This window comes from Pseudomonas sp. NBRC 111133 (assembly GCF_001320605.1).
Lineage (GTDB): Bacteria > Pseudomonadota > Gammaproteobacteria > Pseudomonadales > Pseudomonadaceae > Aquipseudomonas > Aquipseudomonas monteilii.
In genome coordinates this window covers 90,428-107,425 of sequence record NZ_BCBJ01000068.1, presented here as the reverse complement: position 1 = coordinate 107,425, position 16,998 = coordinate 90,428, and the positions used below count along the sequence as shown (strand labels likewise).

Sequence of the window (16,998 nt, the reverse complement as noted above, 5' to 3'; positions counted from 1 at the left end):
CAGCCGCACCATGACCGATATCGAGCGCTACCTTCGCGCCGCCACCCGTGACAACACCCGGCGCAGCTACCAGGCCGCCATCGAGCACTTCGAAAGCCACTGGGGCGGCTTTCTCCCGGCCACCGCCGAGAGCATCGCCCGCTACCTGGTCGAACATGCCGAACACCACGCCGTCAGTACCCTGCGTCAGCGCCTGGCCGCGCTCAGTCAATGGCACGTCGCCCAAGGTTTCCCCGACCCGACCAAGGCACCGCTGGTACGTCAGGTTCTACGCGGCATCCGCACCCTGCACCCGACGCCGCCCAGGCAGGCCGCCCCGCTGTTGCTGCAACACCTGCAAACCGCCGTGGCATGTTTTGAAGAGGAGGCTCGCCAGGCCCGCGAACACCACGACCTGGCCGCCCTGCGCCGGGCACGCCGCGACACTGCGTTGCTGTTGCTGGGCTTCTGGCGAGGTTTTCGCGGTGATGAACTGGCACGCTTGCGCATCGAACATATCCAGGCCGAAGCCGGTGTCGGCATCACGCTGTTCCTGCCGCGCAGCAAAGGTGACCGCGAAGCCTTGGGCGTGCAGCACCGCACCCCTGCCCTCAAGGCCCTGTGCCCGGTAACGGCCCACCTGCAATGGCTGGAAGTTGCCGGCATTGCCCATGGGCCGGTGTTTCGCAAGCTTGACCGCTGGGGCAACCTCGGTGAAAGCGCGCTCAACAGCAACAGCCTGGTCGGCCTGTTGCGGCGCATGCTGGAACGTGCCGGGGTACCGGCGGCGCTGTATACCGGCCACTCGCTACGGCGTGGCTTTGCCACCTGGGCCACAGCCAATGGCTGGGAACTAAAATCACTGATGAGCTACGTGGGCTGGAAAGACGCCAAGTCGGCGCTGCGCTACATCGACTCGGCGCAGCGTTTTGGCGAGCTGGCCGTGTTGCCGGCCAGCCAGGCCCAAGCGCTTATTCCTTGAAGCTGTGCCGGGCGACACCGCCAATTGTCGGGTGGACGGCATACAGGTCGCCAGCATCCGGATAATGGAGCAGGTCTTCAGGGCTCATGTCGAAACGCGCGGTGCTGATGAACAAGGTATTCATGCCGGGCCCGCCAAAGCAGCAACTGGTGGGGCACGGTACCGGCATCAGTACCTGATCGGTCAGGTGGCCGTGGCGGTCGTAGCGCAGCAGGCAGCTGCCATGGTACTGGCACACCCACAGCCCGCCTTCGCGGTCCAGCGCCAGGCCATCTGGCCGCCCCAGTTCGGCAGGGGTTTCGGCAAACAGCGTAACAGCGCCCAGCCGGCCCTCCATGAGGTACTCGGCACGGTAGATGGCGCGCGCCGCCGAATCGACGAAGTACACCGTCTGGCCGTCTTGCGACCAGGCAACCCCGGTGGGCAAGGCCATGTCATCGTGGATGACCTCGTCGCTCAACTGCCCGTCAAAACGGAACAGCGCCCCGGTATTGCCGCTAAGGGCATCGTCCATCAACCCGGTAACGAAGCGCCCTTGCGGGTCACAGGCGCCGTCGTTGAAGCGGAAGGTGGAGCGTGGATGGACCGATGCCGAATGCTGGCATACCTTGCGCGCCGCCACATCGAAGATGGCCACGCTGGCATCTTCGGTGAAAATCAGGTTGCCCCGGTCGGTCAGCGCAAGGGCGCCAATGCGCGCGGCTGACGCGTAAAGGTTCTCGACTTCGCCGTTTGGCGTCAGGCAGTTGATGCGCCCGCCAGAAATATCGATGAAGTACAACGCGCCGTTACGCTCATCCCAGACCAGGCTTTCGCCCAGGTCGGCGCGGGTATTGGCGACCTTGACTGGCACGCCGCTGCATTCCTTGATGCGGGGCGATCGTCCGGCCTGCCCCATGCCATAGACCAAGCCCAGGCCCTGTGCGGCATCGGTGACGGCCGCACCTTCGTTGTGGAAAGGCTCTGTAACGGGCATTTCTGGCTACCTTCGATTCTCCTTTTTACGATAACAACAAAAAATTCAATGACTTAATATTAAAAGCATGCAACTTTGATATCTCAGGGATATCACCACCGAGTCGCCACGCTGAAGGAATGCTTGATTGATCGAAACACGCTTGCTCAGGCAGTTCATCGCCGTGGCCGAAGAGCTTCATTTTCACAAGGCTGCCGAGCGCCTGCACATGGCACAGCCGCCGCTGAGCCAGGCGATCAGCCGCCTGGAAGAAAAACTCGGTTTCAGCTTGTTCTTGCGCAATACGCGCGGGGTGCGTCTGACCCCGGCTGGCACAGCCTTTCGCGATACGGCTTACCGCGTGCTTGCCGAGCTGGAACAGGGCATCGAGTACGCCCGTAATGTCTCTGCGGGTGTCAGCGGGAAACTGACCATCACGGCCATTTCCATCGCCTATTACGACTCGCTGCTCAACCGCTTGCGGCGCTATCGTGAGACTTACCCGAACGTGCAGCTGACCCTGCGCGAGATGCCATCGGCGACGCAGGCCAAGGCGCTGCTGGCCGGCGAGGCGGATATCGGCTTCATGCGCAGGCTACCGCTGCCGGTGGGTACGCTGGAGTCACGGCTGCTGCTTGACGAGCAGATAGTCATGGCGCTGCCCGCCAGCCATGTGAAAGCGCAGCAAGGCGATGTCGACCTGCGCGAGTTTGCCAATGAGGACTTTGTGTTTACCCCGCAAGCGTTGGGCGGCGGCTACCATGCCCAGCTGGTTGCCCTGTGCGAGTCGGCCGGCTTCTACCCTCGGGTGGTGCAGGAAGCCGCACAGATTCATACCCTGCTGGGACTGGTCGCCTGTGGTTTCGGTGTGGCCCTGGTGCCGGCTTCATTCGCCCGATCGACTCCGCGCGAGCGCGTACAGTTCTGTGCGATCCGCCCGATAGACGAGCAATCCACCCCAGGCATCGGCCTGTACATGAAATGGAACGCCCAGAATGCCTCGCCTGCGCTGGCCAATTTCATCGCCCTGTTCGAAGACGCAAAAACGCGTTGATCAGGCGCGCGCGGCGCAGCGCCATAACCGGCCCACGTCACAAGCCCGAGCCTGCAGCAGTTCTGCCGCGTTGGCACACGCTTGCTCCAGGCTCATCGGCCCGCTGGCCAACGCAAATGCAGCATCGACCCCATGGGCATACAACTGCTGGTAGCCCTCACCCAGTGTCCCGGCCAGCACCACCACCGGCACACCGTGGCGCTTGGCGACCCGGGCAACCCCCATCGGCGTCTTGCCGCGCAGTGTCTGGGCATCGAAACGCCCCTCACCCGTCACCACCAGGTCCGCGCCCTGCACCAAGGCGTCAAGGCCGGCCAGTTCGGCCACCACCTCTACCCCCGGGCGGAACTGTGCCCCCATGAACGCACGGGCGGCGAAGCCCATACCACCGGCAGCGCCGCACCCAGGGTAGTCGCGCACATCGTCGCCCAGCAGCTGTGCACAATGGTCGGCAAAATGCCCCAGCGCCTGGTCCAACGCCTGCACCTGCTGCGGGTTAGCGCCCTTCTGCGGGCCGAAAATCGCCGATGCGCCGTTGGCGCCGCACAGCGGGTTGTCGACGTCCGCCGCGACTTCGAATTGCACCTCGGCCAGGCGCGGGTCGAGGTGACTGGCGTCGATCCGCGCCAGCTTCGCCAGTGCCAGGCCACCTTCCTCCAGCGCTTGCCCCTCGGCATCCAGCAGGCGCAGGCCCAGCGCGCGCAGCATGCCGCTGCCTGCATCGTTGGTGGCGCTACCACCGATGGCCAGTACCACCCGCTGTGCGCCGGCGGCCAAGGCGGCGGCAATTAGCTCGCCGGTGCCCCAGGTGCTGCTGCGGCACGCATCACGCTGGTCGGTTGGCACCAGCTGCAAGCCACTGGCCTGGGCCATTTCGATGATGGCCGTGCGGCTTTGTGGCAGCCACCCCCAACCGGCTTCGACGCTGTGCCCCAGTGGCCCACGTACCGCTTGGAGGCGCAGTTCGCCGTGGCTGGCCGCCAGGATCGCCTCCATGGTGCCTTCGCCGCCGTCGGCCATTGGGCACTCGACCAAGGCTGCGTCCGGCCACGCCCGGCTCAGGCCAGCAGCGATGGCACGGGCGACACCGGCAGCATCGAGGCTGTCCTTGAACGAGTCGGGGGCAATGACGATCTTCATGGGGATTCTCCTGTCCTGATGAGCGGCATGCTGACAGGTGCCCGCCAGGCTGGCCTCGGTCAAATGCACAAACCGCCGGGCGGGTTGTTTGGGCAGATGCCTTCGTGGCGGCGCCTGCAGGCGCCGCGTCAGTCAGCAGGCAACAGCTGCAACCCCAGGTACAAGCTCAGCATCCCCTCCATGCGCAGCGGGTCGACCTCACCCAGTTCGGCAATCCGTTCCAGCCGATAGCGCAGGCTGTTGCGGTGGATGCCCAAGGCATCGGCACAGGCCTGGCTCTGGCCGTCATGGGCACACCACGCGCGCAGGGTGGTGAGCAACTGCCCACTGTTGTCCTTGGCGCGAATGCGCTGCAACGGTTCCAGCAGTTCATCCAGCGCATCGTCGTTGCGATGCCGCCACAGCAGCGCCGGTAGCCGGTAGCGATGCAGGCTCAGCAAGCGCTCGGCGGGGAGTACCTCGCGCCCGTAGGCCAGCAAGTCTCGCACTCGGCGATAACCTCGGCGCAGTTGTTCCAAGCTCTGCGCGGTACTGCCCAAAGCCAGGCGCTCCACGCCCCAGCCATGGCGTTGCAGCCGCTCGAGCAGGCGTGGCTCATCCAGCGTCACACCTGCGGGCCGACACCACAGCAACGACCGCCGCGCCGGGCTGACACACCAGCTGTCCGGGTAGCGGCTCAGCAACCACGCGGCAAGCGCCTCGGCGGGCGGCCCCGAGGCCAGCTCGAACAGGCAAGGCACCCGTGGCAACTGCGGCTTCAGGCCCAGTTGCCGGGCTTCGTCGAGCAAGCGTGGCGAGTCGCCGCTGCCGCCTAGCAACAGCGCCAGCAGGTCATCACAACGCTGGCGTCGCCATTGCTGGTCGGCTTGCAAATGGCGCTGGGCCAGCAGCATCTCGGCGGTCATCCGTACCAGTTCACCATAGGTGCGCACCTGTTGCGGGTCACCCGTCAGGCCCAGTACGCCCATCAGCCGGCCATCGAGCATCAGCGGCAGGTTCACCCCGGGCTGCACGCCCTTCAGGCATTTGGCCGCATCAGTATCCAGCTCGACGATACGGCCATTGGCCAGGACCAGTTGCGCGCCTTCATGGCGGGTGTTGATACGCTCCGGTTCACCGCTGCCCAGGATCAACCCCTGGCTGTCCATGACATTGACGTTGCACGGCAGAATGGCCATCGCCCGGTCAACGATATCCTGCGCCAGGTCATGGTCGAGTTCGAACATTGCGGGGTCCTTTAGGTGTCAGGCTTTTGGGCTCGGGCACAGCAGCCTGGGCCAGGCACTGTGCAAAAGCACAAAGACAGGCCGACTGCAGTCCCCGAGACTCGTCAGGGCGAGCGCCGGCACAGGCGACGCGGCGACAACCATAACAACAGAGAACCCGATCATGGCACACAGCCTCGCCCCTGACCAAGGCACGGACACCACCCGCAACGCGCTGTATCGGCGCATCACCCTGCGGCTGATTCCGTTCATTTTCATCTGCTACCTGTTCAACTACCTGGACCGCGTCAACGTCGGCTTTGCCAAGTTGCAGATGCTCGACGCCCTGAAGTTCAGCGAAACGGTGTACGGCCTAGGCGAAGGCATCTTCTTCATCGGTTACGTACTGTGCGGTTTGCCAAGCAACCTGGCGCTCAACCGGTTTGGCCCTCGGCGCTGGATTGCACTGATGATGATCGCCTGGGGCAGCCTCTCCACCTGCCTGCTGTTCGTCACCACCCCCACCGAGTTCTACACCTTGCGCCTGTTCACCGGCGCCGCCGAAGCCGGCTTCTTCCCAGGTGTGGTGCTGTACCTCTCGCGCTGGTTCCCGGCGGCCCGTCGCGGGCGCATCATGGCCCTGTTCATGTCGGCGATCCCGGTGTCGGGCTTGCTCGGTGGGCCGTTCTCCGGCTGGATCCTGCAGCACTTCGCCGCTGGCCAACACGGCCTGGCCGGCTGGCAGTGGATGTTCCTGATCCAGGGCCTGCCGACCGTTGCCCTGGGCATACTGGCGGTGTTTTTGCTCAGTGACGGCTACCAGAAAGCGCCTTGGCTGAGTACGGCGGAACGCCAGCTGATCGCAACCGACCTGGAAGCCGATGCTGCCAGCAAACCAAGCACTGCCGGCGACAGCGTACTGGCCGTTTTGACCAACCCGCTGATCTGGACCTTCGGTTTCGTCTACTTCTGCATCCAGAGCGGTGTGTACGCGATCAACTTCTGGCTGCCATCGATCATCAAGAACATGGGCTTCGACAACCCGCTGCTGATCGGCTGGCTCAGCGCCGTTCCGTACCTGCTGGCGGGTGTGTTCATGATCCTGTGCGGGCGCTCGGCCGACCTGCGCAACGAACGGCGCTGGCACCTTGTGGTGCCGATGCTGATGGGTGCGATCGGCCTGCTGATTGCGGTGAACTTCGCGGGTAACCCGACCATTGCCATTCTTGGCCTGTCGATTGCCACCATGGGCGCGCTCACCGGCCTGCCGATGTTCTGGCCAATGCCCACCGCGCTGCTCAGTGCCGGTGCCGCTGTGGCCGGTTTGGCCATCATCAACTCGGTGGGCCAGATGGCGGGGTTCCTCAGCCCGTACTTGGTGGGGTTCATTAAGGACCAGACCGGTTCCACCGATGCCGCACTGTATTCGCTGGCGGCGCTGATCGTGCTGGGTAGCCTGGTAGCCTTGCGGGTAACGCGGGCAGGTGCGCTGAGTACTGCAAAGGCCAGTTGAGCCCATTCGCGGGCTCGCCCGCTCCCACAGGACCGCCACAGTGTTCGAGCTCGTGGTGATCCTGTGGAAGCGGGCAAGCCCGCGAAAAGGCCAGCCCAGGCCACGCACAATCCACACCCTCCACCGATCGTCAGCTCAACGCATCCCCTGCCCGACCCAGGCGTCAAATGGTTCCAAAGACCCCTTTGGAGAACCTCATGACCCAGCACGCCGTCGCCCTCCTGAGCGAGCTCGACGAACACCGTCCTCTGCGTGTTCAGGCCGGTAGCGAAGAACTTGTCCTCATCCGCCAGGGCGACCAGGTTCGGGCCTACCAAGGCCATTGCCCCCACGCAGGCGCCCCGCTCGACGAAGGTGTGGTTTGCGGTGGCCTGTTGGTGTGCCCTTGGCATAAAGCGGCCTTCGCGGTTGACGATGGCGTGGTCTGCGAGCCCCCGGCGCTGGCCGACCTGCGTCGCTACAAAGCCTGGGTCAAGGGCGATGAAGTCTGGGTCGATGACCAGCCCCTGCCAGCCATCGAGCCGCCACGCCACAGCGATGCCCGCTGCTTCGTCGTGGTGGGTGCTGGCGCCGCTGGCAGCGCTGCAGTCGCTACGTTGCTGGCCCACGGCTTCGCCGGCCGGCTGGTGTGGGTCGATCAGGAACGCCAGCCCGCCTACGACCGCACGGCCCTGAGCAAATTCGTGATTGCCGGGCAGATGCCGCCCGATGAAGTCCCCGCCCTGCTTGATGCCGACGCCTTGCGCAAGGGCCAGTTGGAGCGCAAGCACGGCAAGGTGCGCACACTCAACAGCCAGAAACGCCAGCTGACGCTCGCCGACGGCCAACAAATCGATTACGACGCCTGCCTGCTGGCCACCGGCGGGAAAGCACTGCGCCCGGACATCCCCGGCGCCGAGCTGCCCGGGGTGTTCACCCTGCGCTCACGGGAGGATGCCGCCCAGTTGCTCGATGCCGCCGAACCCGGCCAACCGGTGGTCATCATCGGTGACGGTTTCATCGGCCTCGAAGCCGCCTCGGCATTGCGCAAGTACGGCCTACAGGTGCACGTGGTCACCCGCCACGAAGTCCCCCTGGCCCGGCAGCTGGGTGAACGCATCGGCCGCAGCATCCGTGAGATGCATGAGCGCAAGGGTGTTACCTTCCACGGCCCTACTGAAGTTCAGCGCATCGAGGGGCAGGACAACGTCGAAGCCGTGCAACTGGCCAACGGAGAACGGCTTCAAACACCCTTGGTGCTGCTCGGCACGGGGGTAAAACCGGCCACTGCCTTCCTCCAGGGCGTGCCGCTGACCGAGGACAAGTCCGTGAGGGTCGACGCAGAACTGCGCGCTGCCGATGGCCTGTGGGCGGCGGGGGATATCGCCACCTTCCCGCTCACCGGTCGACCTGTGCGCATCGAGCACTGGCGTCTGGCCCAGCAACACGGGGTGATCGCTGCAGCCAACATGCTTGGCGAGCAGCGCCGCTATGCCGATGTGCCTTTCTTCTGGACTTTCCAGCACGGCCGCACTTACGAAGTGCTTGGCCACCCCCGGGACTGGAACCGGATCGAGTTCGTCGGTGAGCCGGAAAAAGGCGATTTCATTGCGCTGCAGTGTGTGGATGAACGGGTTGAAGCCGTGGTCGCCAAGGGTTATTCCGATGCCATGGCAACGCTGTCGCAACGCATGAAACGCCCGTTAAGCCTACAAGAGGCTTTGGCGCTAATTGGCTGAGGTCCGCCTTTCAATGCGCCCCGGTTGTGTGTAAAACAGCGGGATCAGCCGACTGAAAAGGACCCAAGCGCATGATCTACCGCCCCCTCGGCCGCAGTGGCCTGCAGGTATCCGCCCTCACCCTGGGTAGCATGATGTTCGGCGAGCAGACCAGTACCGAAGACGCCCTGCGCATCATCGACAAGGCCTGGGACCAGGGCATCAATTTCATCGACACTGCGGACGTTTACAACGCCGGGCGCTCGGAAGAAATCGTCGGTGAAGCGGTGGCACGCCACCGTCAGGACTGGATCGTCGCCAGCAAGGTCGGCTTCGGCCCGGCCGATGGCCTGCCCAACCGCAGCGGGCTGTCGCGCAAACACATCTTCAATGCCCTGCAGGCCACCCTCACCCGCATGGGCATGGACTACCTGGACATCTACTACCTGCACCGTGAAGACCACAAGGTGCCGCTGGAAGAGACCGTGCTGGCCATCGGCGACTTGCTGCGCCAGGGCAAGATCCGCTACTGGGGCGTGTCCAACTTCCGTGGCTGGCGCATTGCCGAGGTCTGCCACATTGCCGAGCGCCTCGGGGTGCCCAGGCCGGTGGTGAGCCAGCCGCTGTACAACATCGTCAACCGTCAGGCCGAGCCCGAGCAACTCACTGCCGCCGCCGCCCATGGCCTGGGCGTCGTGCCGTTCAGCCCGTTGGCGCGTGGCGTACTCAGTGGCAAGTACGCGCCGGGGGCGGTGCCGGATGCCGGCAGCCGCGCAGGGCGCCAGGACAAGCGCATCATGGAAGTGGAGTGGCGCCAGGAGTCGCTGGCCATCGCCCGGCAGATCCAGGCTTACGTTGAGGCCAAGGGCGTGGGAATGGTTGAGTTCGCCATTGCCTGGGTGCTGAATAACCAGCTGGTGAGCTCGGCGATTGTCGGGCCGCGTACCGAAGCGCAGTGGGACACCTATGGCGGTGCATTGGCGGTGAAGATCACGGCGGAGGATGAAGCGTTCATCGACTCGCTGGTAACGCCGGGGCATGCATCCACGCCGGGGTTCAATGATGTGGCGCATTATGTGAGCGGGCGCTTGGCGCGCAGCTGACGCATTGGGGAGCCCTGCGCCGGGCTCCCGGTCCCCCCTTTCCCCAATCACCCCGGTATCGTGCGATGGCGGCCACAGCGAGGTCACGCACTGCTGCCAGGCCACCGTGCGGGTCAACAACTGTGAGTCTTCCTTGGGTGCGCCAATAGGCACCGCAACGTCTACGCCCTCCTCGACCAGGTCGACGAAGCGGTCGGTGAAACGATGAGTCATCGAACCGGCATAAATGGGGCCGAAGCCAGCTAATGCAAGGCCACAGGCTGGCTAGGGCGTGTTCGGGGCTTGCCTCATGTACGCGTCTGTCCAGGCGGCCAACGGCAGTGGTGGCTGCTGGTCGACAATACGCCGCCAGATCAAACGCAGGTCATTACCGTTGAACATCGAGCCAGGCCCACTGCCTTGCCACCGCGAAGGTACGTCGGCAACCCAGTGCCCCTGGCGGTCACGGTGGGCCATGTTGAAACGGAAGGTGTAGTTGCCAGGGATGCCCATGCGCAAGTCGGTCACCACCAGCGCGTCGCCCACCTGGTCGTAGCGCAGCCAGTCATCGGTAAACCAGCGCAAACGCTGGTGCAAAGGGCTTCCTGCCAGTGCTTTCGCCAGCTGCAGATTACGCGGCAAACGCTGCATTTCAGGCGCTTGCCGGTCAAACCCGCTGCTGATGCCCTCGTAGTAATCACCCTCCTGGGTCTTGGCCAGTACGCGCCAGACCAGACTGTTGAAAGCGAACGGCACGGCGCGCACTTCACTGGCGACAATGCCTTGCTGATCCAGTGCCGCCTGGAAGCGCTGCTCTGCCGCCATACGCCCGGCAAGGCCGAAACCCAGGTAAGCGGTACTGAACACCAGCGCCAAGGTCAGCAGACGTGTCGCCTTTGCAGTCACGCCCTTGAAGATGGCGTAGATAACCGCCGCCAGCAGCGGCAAGGTGTAGACCGGGTCGATGATGAACACCGCCGCCCAGCTTTGCGGGGTGGCCTGCAAAGGCCAGAACAACTGCGTACCGTAGACCGTGAAGGCATCTAGCAACGGATGAGTAACCAGTACCAGCCAGAACGCCACAAACAACCTGGACAAGGTGTAACCCTTGCCAGGCCAGCATTTGTGGACCAGCCAGGCCAGTAGCAAGGCCAGCCCGGTAAGCACGAACAGCGAGTGGGAGAACCCGCGGTGGTAGGTCATCTGCGACACCGGGTCGGCGTAGCGGATGATCACGTCCAAGTCGGGCAGCGTGCCCAGCGCAGCGCCATACAGCAACGCGCGCCGCCCCTGGATGCGGCCAAGCACGGTACCCTGCAGGGCCGCGCCGAGTAAGGCTTGGGTGATGGAGTCCAAGGGTCGCGCTCCTGAAAGGGATATTTGCGCAAGCTACCTTCATACGACCTCGGTGCACAATTCCCTTGGCTGGCTCAGAACAGCTGCCAGGTGTACACCAACGTCAGGCGGTTTTCGTCGATGTCACTGCGGTAATTGGAGCGCGCCATGGCGTTCCTCACCCGAATCCCCAGCCCCTTCAGCACGCCGCTCTGCACCGCATAGCCAATGTCCAGGTCACGTTCGCGATCCCGCCCTTCGTAACCCAGCCCGGTATCGACATTGTTACCGGTTATGTACCGCACAGTCGCCGTCAGGCCCGGTACGCCCAGGGCGGCGAAGTTGTAGTCGTAGCGCACCTGGTACGAGCGCTCATCGGTGTAGGCAAACTCATACGTCGGCACCTCGTTACCCAACGGCGAAATGTTGGCGAATACCCGAGGGAACGGGCTGTCGCCATAGATGCCCTGGTAGCCGGCATGGAAGCTGTGCCCGCCATGCCGGGCGGTGAACATCGAGAAGAATGCCTGGTTGTCGATATTGCCCAGCAGCGCATCGCCATCCTCACGCGCGGTGAAATAGCCCAGGTTTGCGCTAAGCACCCAGTCCCCTACTGGCTTGCTGTGCTTCAGGCCGACAAAGCCTTGTTCATAGATGTCTTCCAACTGCCCGTACCACAGGCTGACGCTGCTCTGGTTGGCGTTGAACGCATAGTCCCCGCCCACGTAGTTGAAGGCATCGCTTTCAGCCTGGCGCATCGGCACATGGCCGAGCATGGCGTTCATCTTGCCGTCGCCGCCTTCGTTACGCAGGTGAGTGCTTTTCAGGTGGCCGGCCTGCAAGGTCAGCCCGTCGATTTCCGACGAACTCAAACTGGCGCCCTGGTAAGTCGGCGGCAACAGGCGGATATCACTGAATGTCAGTACCGGCAGGTTGGGTTGCAGTTCACCGATGCGCACTTCGGTCTTCGACAGGCGGGCCTTGAAGGTAGGCGCCAGGCGGCTGTACTCGTCGGCGGCACGGCCATCGCCATGCACCGGCAGCAGGCCGGTATTGGCCCGGTCGGGGCTGCTGTCGAGCTTAATACCCAGCAGGCCCAGCGCGTCCACGCCAAAACCGACGGTACCGGGGGTGTAGCCCGACTTGAAGTCGAGGATGAAGCCCTGGGCCCACTCCTCGGCCTTGGACTGCTTGTTGGCCCCGACGATGTCAGAGAAATCGCGGCTGAAATAGTAGTTGCGGGCACTCAGGGTGGCCTTCGAGTCCTCGAAAAAGCCGCCTTCGGCAGCCAGCAGTGGTTGGCTGAGCAAAGTCAGGCCCAGGGCGACACAAGGGGTGTGATTCATTCCGAAGCTCTCTTGATCTTGTTTTTATGGGTAAAGCGTTGGGAACACTGCAGTTCATGGGGTACGGCGCAGCACCTCCCGGGCACGTGGCCGATGCAACCTGAGCAGCGCATGGGCCAGCAGGCCGAACAGCAGCCCCCAGAACGCCGCCGACAACCCCAGGAACGCCACCCCCGAAGCGGTGACCAGGAAGGTGAACAGCCCGGCGTCGCGCTCGGCCGGCTCTGCCAGGCTGCGGGCCAGGGCCTCGCTGATGGCACCATACAGGGCCAAGCCGGCCAGGGCAGCGATCAGCGCAGCAGGAAAGGCGGCGAACAGCGACATCAACGTGGCGCCGGCAATGCCCAGCAGCAGGTACAGCGCACTGCCAGCCACCGCCGCCACATAACGCCGCCGCGGGTTTTCATGGGCTTCATGGCCGGTGCACAGGCTGGCGGTAACCGCCGCCAGGTTCAGCCCGTGGCAGCCGAACGGCGCCAGCAGCGCTCCAGCCAGGGCACTGGCGCTGATCAACGGGCTGGCGGGTGTGGCGTACCCGGCGTTGCGCAGTACCGCCATGCCTGGCATGAACTGCCCGGTGAGCGCCACCAGCACCATTGGCAAGGCCAGGCTGAATACCGCCGAAAGGCTGAACTGCGGCGTGACCCACTGTGGCGAAGCCAGTTCCAGCACCAGCGCCTCACTGCGAAACGCCCCGCTGGCAACGGTCACCAGGGTTCCCACGCACAGCACCGCCGCCACCGCATAGCGTGGCTGTAGCCGGCGCATCAGCACGTAGGTAACGAACATCGCCAGCACCAGTAGCGGCTGCACTGGCAGGGCGCGGAACACGTCGATGCCGAAGCTGAACAGAATGCCCGCCTGCATGCCGGCAGCGATGGACCCCGGCAGGCGCCCGATAATGCGGTCGAAGGCCCCGCTGATGCCGATCATCAGCAGAACCAGATTGGCCACCAGGTAAGCCCCCACGGCTTGCTCCAGGCCGAGTTGCGGCAAGGCGGTGACCAACAGCGCGGAACCTGGAATCGACCAGGCGATCACCACAGGTACCCGGTAGTGCAGGCTGAGCAGCGCACCGAGCACGGCACTGCCCATGGACACGGCCCAGACCCAGGATGACAACTGCTGGTGGGACAGGCCGGCGGCTTCGGCGGCGTGGAAGATGATCACCAACGGGCCTGCGTAGGAGATCATCGTGGCGATGCAGCCAGCGACGATGGCGGACAGCGAGCTGTCCTTGATCAGGGTTTTCATGGCACCTCTGGCGCGGCATTGGCCGGGCGCGGTGCCCGGCGCTTGTTCTTCGGGTTACGCCTGCGTCGCAAGGGCCTGGGCGTGCCGACGGCCACTGGCCAGGTGCACGGCCATGGCCAGCGCAGCGATTGCGCCAGGGATGGCGAACGCGATGAAGTTAAGTTGCAGCGGCAGGTTGATGCCCATCAGCGCGCCGCCCAGCAGCGGGCCGACGATGGCGCCGTTACGCCCAATGCCCGAGGCCCAGCCCAGGCCGGTGGAGCGCACCGACAGCCCATACATCTGCGCGGCGCCGGCATACAGCAGGATCTGCGTGCCGATGGTGGTGGCGCCGGCAATGAAGATCAGCAGGTAAAGCACCGGCATCGGGCTGTTCACCCCCAGCAGGCTGATCGACAGCGCAGCGGCAATGAAGAACGCCATCTTCACCTTGACCAGGTTGTAGCGGTCGCCCAGCCAGCCGCCCAGAATTGCCCCGGCCATGCCGCCAAAGTTCAGCGCCAGCAGGAACGACAGGCTCGAACCCAGGCTGTAGCCCGCGTTGGCCATCAGTTTCGGCAGCCAGGAACTGAGTGCATAGACCATCAGCAGGCAGCAGAAGAACGCCAGCCACAGCGCCAGTGTCCGTATGGCCAGGCCATTACGGAACAGCTCCAGCACCGATGCCCCGCTGCCTTTGCGGTCAGCGGCCTGCAACACGTCATCCGCCTGTACATCGCATTCCGGGTCCAGCCGCTTCAACAGTTTGCGAGCTTCTTCGGTGCGGCCCTGGCGCACCAGGAAGCCGATCGACTCAGGCAGGTAGTAGAGGATCACCGGCAACAGCAGCAGTGGCACGGCAGCGGCGAAGAACATCGACTCCCAACCAAAGCGCGGCAGCATGAAGATACCCACACCTGCCGACAGCATGCCGCCCAGCGAATAGCCGCTGAACATGATTGCCACCAGCGTGCTGCGCAAGCGCTTGGGCGCATATTCGTTCATCAGTGCCACAGCGTTGGGCATCAGGCCGCCACAGCCCAGGCCGGCAATGAAACGGTAGATGCCGAACTCGCTCGGGCTGCTGGCAAAGCCATTGAGAATGGTTGCCCCCGAGAACAAGGCGAAACAGATGGCAATGCCCTTCTTGCGCCCGATACGGTCGGCCAGGCTGCCGAATGCCAAGGCGCCGAACATCATGCCGAACAGCGCGTAGCTGCCCAGCGCACCGGCCTGCAACGGGGTAAGCCCCCACTCTTTCATGATGACCGGCAGTACCACGCCGTAGATGAACAGGTCATAGCCGTCGAAGATCAGCAGCAGGCCGCACCAGGCCATGACCATCCAGTGGAACGGGGTAAAGCGCGCGTTATCGATGATCGGGTGTACGTCAAGGGTTCGCATGGCATCTGTCGCTCTTGTTTTTGTTGTAAGGGAAAACTGTTGCCTGGAAGTTGCTGCTCAGCCGAGGTCGCCGCCTCCTACCGGCAAGGTCACGCCGGTGATGTATGAGGCTTCGTCAGAGGCAAGGAACAGAATCGCGCCCACTTGCTCGTCGATGCTGCCGTAGCGGTGCATCAGGCTGCTGTCGAGGGTCTGGTCGACGATCTGCTGGTACCAGTGTTTTTCCTGTTCGCTTTGCTCGGCGCTGTTGCGTGGCACGCGACGGGGTGGCGCTTCGGTGCCGCCGGGTGCGGTGGCGTTGACGCGGATACCACGGCCAGCGGTTTCAAAGGCCAGGCAAGCGGTGAGCGCGTTGACGCCGCCTTTGGCCGCGCCATAAGGCACGCGGTTGACGCCACGGGTGGCGATGGACGAGACGTTGACGATGGCGCCGCTACCGCGCTCGAGCATGTAGGGCAGCGCGGCATGGCAGCACCACAGGGTGGGGAACAGCGAGCGGCGCACCTCGGCTTCGATCTGCGCCACCTCATAGTGTTCAAAAGGCTTGGCCCAGATGGTGCCGCCGACGTTGTTGACCAGGATGTCGAGGCGGCCGAAGGTTTCCACTGCACTGGCCATGACACCGGCGCAGTCGGCGTGTTGTTCGAGGTCGGCGGTGAGGGTGAGCATGCCCTCGCCGGCCAGCTCGTGGACCAGTTCGGAACGGTCTACCGCGACCACTTGCGCGCCTTCGGCCTTCAGCCGCCAGCACACGCCCCGTCCGATGCCCTGTGCGGCACCGGTGACCAGGGCGACCTTGCCTTGGAATCGGTTGTTCATACGCAAATCTCCGGTTCGCAATAGCCCCTGAGGGAGCAACTGTCTTGCTCCAATCTGAAGCCCGCGCGATCACTGTGGGAGCGGGCTCGCCCGCGAACACGGGCAGAGCCCGTGCCATCCACCGCGCTGCCTGCTTCGCGGGCAAGCCCGCTCCCGCAGGGTCGGCGTATTGCTTGGAATAATTGGGAGTTGTCAGGCCGCTGCCGCGAACTTCTCGTAGTAGAAATTGGCCGGGGTAATGCCCTGCTCGCGCACGTACTGGCTCACCGCCTCGACCATCGGTGGCGGCCCGCACAGGTACAGGTCCACATCGCCATCGTTCAGGTGGCGCGGCTCGATGTGCTGGGTCACATAGCCCTTCTGCGGGTACTGGCTGTCCGGGTTGGCTACGCAGGCGCTGAAGGTGAAGTTGGGGATACGCGCTGCAAAGTCTTGCAGCCGATCCAGCTCGACCAGGTCGAAGTCATTGGTCACGCCATAGATCAGATGCAGCGGGTGTTCACTGCCCTGCTCGGCGATCTTTTCCAGCATCGCGGTGAACGGGGCCAGACCAGTGCCGCCAGCCAGCAGCAACAGCGGGCGCTGGATAGGCCGCAGGTAGAAGCTGCCCAACGGCCCCGCCAGGCTCATGCTGTCGCCGGCCTTGGCCAGGTTGGTGAGGAAGCTGCTCATCAAACCGCCCGGCACGTTGCGGATCAGGAAGCTGACTTCGCCGTCCTTCTGCAACGAACTGAACGAATAGGCACGGCTCTGCTCGCTGCCCGGCACCTTGAGGTTGACGTACTGCCCCGGCAGGAAGGCCAGGCGGCTGAGGGCCTCGCCCTTGATCGACAGGGCGATGGTGCTGGCCGACAGCTGGCGTACATCGCTGATGGCCGCCTCGAAGCTGGCCTGTTCGGTCTTGCACAGCTGCGACGAAGCCGGAATGCGGATCACGCAGTCGCTTTCGGCGCGCATCTGGCAGGTGAGCACATAGCCTTCAGCGATTTCGTCTTCGCTCAGGGCGTCTTCGATGAAGTTGTCGCCCAGCTCGTAACGCCCGGATTCGGCCTTGCATTTGCAGGTACCGCAGGCGCCATCGCGGCAGTCCAGCGGGATGTTGATGCCTTGGCGGTAGGCCGCGTCGGCCACGGTTTCATAGCCGGTGGCTTCAATGAAACGGGTAACCCCGTCTTCGAAATTCAGTGCGATCTGGTAGCTCATGTTGCACCTCGCGGGCGAGCCGGCCCACGGCGCGTCGCAGGACGCACCGGG

Annotated in this window: 14 protein-coding genes and 1 pseudogene; 5 read left to right on the top strand and 10 right to left on the bottom strand. The window is 64.2% G+C overall.

Annotated elements, in window-relative coordinates:
- The first annotated feature begins 10 nt into the window (after positions 1-10).
- A complete protein-coding gene (locus tag APH36_RS15590; RefSeq protein ID WP_060499385.1) occupies positions 11-961 on the top strand; it encodes a site-specific integrase in 951 nt (316 codons plus the stop codon).
- Here APH36_RS15590 and APH36_RS15585 read toward each other — a convergent pair.
- A complete protein-coding gene (locus APH36_RS15585) occupies positions 951-1,859 on the bottom strand; it encodes an SMP-30/gluconolactonase/LRE family protein (protein WP_233458228.1) in 909 nt (302 codons plus the stop codon). The genes APH36_RS15590 and APH36_RS15585 overlap by 11 nt on opposite strands.
- A 205-nt stretch (positions 1,860-2,064) precedes the next feature.
- Here APH36_RS15585 and APH36_RS15580 point away from each other — a divergent pair, with 205 nt between their 5' ends.
- On the top strand, positions 2,065-2,970 hold the full coding sequence (locus APH36_RS15580) for a LysR substrate-binding domain-containing protein (protein ID WP_060499383.1): 906 nt from the start codon (positions 2,065-2,067) through the stop codon (positions 2,968-2,970).
- On the opposite strand, the gene APH36_RS15575 is transcribed toward APH36_RS15580, so the two are convergent.
- Both APH36_RS15575 and APH36_RS15570 read right to left on the bottom strand, forming a co-directional pair.
- Positions 2,971-4,110: a glycerate kinase gene (locus APH36_RS15575; RefSeq protein WP_060499382.1), complete on the bottom strand. Its 1,140-nt coding sequence runs from the start codon at positions 4,108-4,110 to the stop codon at positions 2,971-2,973.
- Between the two features lie 128 nt (positions 4,111-4,238).
- Entirely contained in the window at positions 4,239-5,336 is a 1,098-nt protein-coding gene (locus tag APH36_RS15570; protein ID WP_060499381.1) for a sugar diacid recognition domain-containing protein, read from the bottom strand.
- 163 nt (positions 5,337-5,499) lie between these two features.
- On the opposite strand from APH36_RS15570, the gene APH36_RS15565 reads away from it, so the two are divergent.
- The 3 genes from APH36_RS15565 (at position 5,500) to APH36_RS15555 (ending at position 9,628) form a co-directional block, all read left to right on the top strand.
- A complete protein-coding gene (locus APH36_RS15565) occupies positions 5,500-6,828 on the top strand; it encodes an MFS transporter (protein WP_060499380.1) in 1,329 nt (442 codons plus the stop codon).
- Between the two features lie 197 nt (positions 6,829-7,025).
- Entirely contained in the window at positions 7,026-8,546 is a 1,521-nt protein-coding gene (locus APH36_RS15560; protein WP_060499379.1) for an apoptosis inducing factor family protein, read from the top strand.
- Between the two features lie 71 nt (positions 8,547-8,617).
- Positions 8,618-9,628 (top strand): aldo/keto reductase, encoded by a 1,011-nt coding sequence (locus APH36_RS15555; RefSeq protein WP_060499378.1) that lies wholly within the window; start codon positions 8,618-8,620, stop codon positions 9,626-9,628.
- Between the two features lie 69 nt (positions 9,629-9,697).
- On the opposite strand, the pseudogene APH36_RS31695 reads toward APH36_RS15555, so the two are convergent.
- The 7 genes and pseudogenes from APH36_RS31695 to benC form a co-directional block, all read right to left on the bottom strand.
- A pseudogene (locus APH36_RS31695) lies at positions 9,698-9,832 on the bottom strand (LysR family transcriptional regulator); the annotation flags it as partial.
- Positions 9,833-9,892: 60 nt separating this feature from the next.
- Positions 9,893-10,963 carry a metal-dependent hydrolase gene (locus APH36_RS15550; protein ID WP_060499377.1) on the bottom strand — a complete coding sequence of 357 codons (1,071 nt, stop codon included), beginning with the start codon at positions 10,961-10,963 and terminating at the stop codon, positions 9,893-9,895.
- A gap of 74 nt (positions 10,964-11,037) precedes the next feature.
- On the bottom strand, positions 11,038-12,288 hold the full coding sequence (locus APH36_RS15545; RefSeq protein WP_060499376.1) for an OprD family porin: 1,251 nt from the start codon (positions 12,286-12,288) through the stop codon (positions 11,038-11,040).
- Between the two features lie 54 nt (positions 12,289-12,342).
- A complete protein-coding gene (locus tag APH36_RS15540) occupies positions 12,343-13,542 on the bottom strand; it encodes a benzoate/H(+) symporter BenE family transporter (protein WP_060499375.1) in 1,200 nt (399 codons plus the stop codon).
- Between the two features lie 54 nt (positions 13,543-13,596).
- Positions 13,597-14,925 carry an aromatic acid/H+ symport family MFS transporter gene (locus APH36_RS15535; RefSeq protein ID WP_060499374.1) on the bottom strand — a complete coding sequence of 443 codons (1,329 nt, stop codon included), beginning with the start codon at positions 14,923-14,925 and terminating at the stop codon, positions 13,597-13,599.
- A 57-nt stretch (positions 14,926-14,982) separates the two neighbouring features.
- Entirely contained in the window at positions 14,983-15,744 is a 762-nt protein-coding gene (locus tag APH36_RS15530; RefSeq protein WP_060499373.1) for a 1,6-dihydroxycyclohexa-2,4-diene-1-carboxylate dehydrogenase, read from the bottom strand.
- 192 nt (positions 15,745-15,936) lie between these two features.
- Positions 15,937-16,947, bottom strand: a complete 1,011-nt coding sequence (gene benC, locus APH36_RS15525) for a benzoate 1,2-dioxygenase electron transfer component BenC (RefSeq protein WP_060499372.1) — start codon at positions 16,945-16,947, stop codon at positions 15,937-15,939.
- Between the last annotated feature and the right edge of the window lie 51 nt (positions 16,948-16,998).

Excerpts from the sequence above, each read along its gene's own strand:
- APH36_RS15590 (WP_060499385.1), top strand. The coding sequence starts at position 11 with ATGACCGATATCGAGCGCTACCTTCGCGCCGCCACCCGTGACAACACC.
- APH36_RS15585 (WP_233458228.1), bottom strand. The coding sequence starts at position 1,859 with ATGGGGCAGGCCGGACGATCGCCCCGCATCAAGGAATGCAGCGGCGTG.
- APH36_RS15575 (WP_060499382.1), bottom strand. The coding sequence starts at position 4,110 with ATGAAGATCGTCATTGCCCCCGACTCGTTCAAGGACAGCCTCGATGCT.
- APH36_RS15570 (WP_060499381.1), bottom strand. The coding sequence starts at position 5,336 with ATGTTCGAACTCGACCATGACCTGGCGCAGGATATCGTTGACCGGGCG.
- APH36_RS15565 (WP_060499380.1), top strand. The coding sequence starts at position 5,500 with ATGGCACACAGCCTCGCCCCTGACCAAGGCACGGACACCACCCGCAAC.
- APH36_RS15560 (WP_060499379.1), top strand. The coding sequence starts at position 7,026 with ATGACCCAGCACGCCGTCGCCCTCCTGAGCGAGCTCGACGAACACCGT.
- APH36_RS15555 (WP_060499378.1), top strand. The coding sequence starts at position 8,618 with ATGATCTACCGCCCCCTCGGCCGCAGTGGCCTGCAGGTATCCGCCCTC.
- APH36_RS15545 (WP_060499376.1), bottom strand. The coding sequence starts at position 12,288 with ATGAATCACACCCCTTGTGTCGCCCTGGGCCTGACTTTGCTCAGCCAA.
- APH36_RS15540 (WP_060499375.1), bottom strand. The coding sequence starts at position 13,542 with ATGAAAACCCTGATCAAGGACAGCTCGCTGTCCGCCATCGTCGCTGGC.
- APH36_RS15535 (WP_060499374.1), bottom strand. The coding sequence starts at position 14,925 with ATGCGAACCCTTGACGTACACCCGATCATCGATAACGCGCGCTTTACC.
- APH36_RS15530 (WP_060499373.1), bottom strand. The coding sequence starts at position 15,744 with ATGAACAACCGATTCCAAGGCAAGGTCGCCCTGGTCACCGGTGCCGCA.
- benC (WP_060499372.1), bottom strand. The coding sequence starts at position 16,947 with ATGAGCTACCAGATCGCACTGAATTTCGAAGACGGGGTTACCCGTTTC.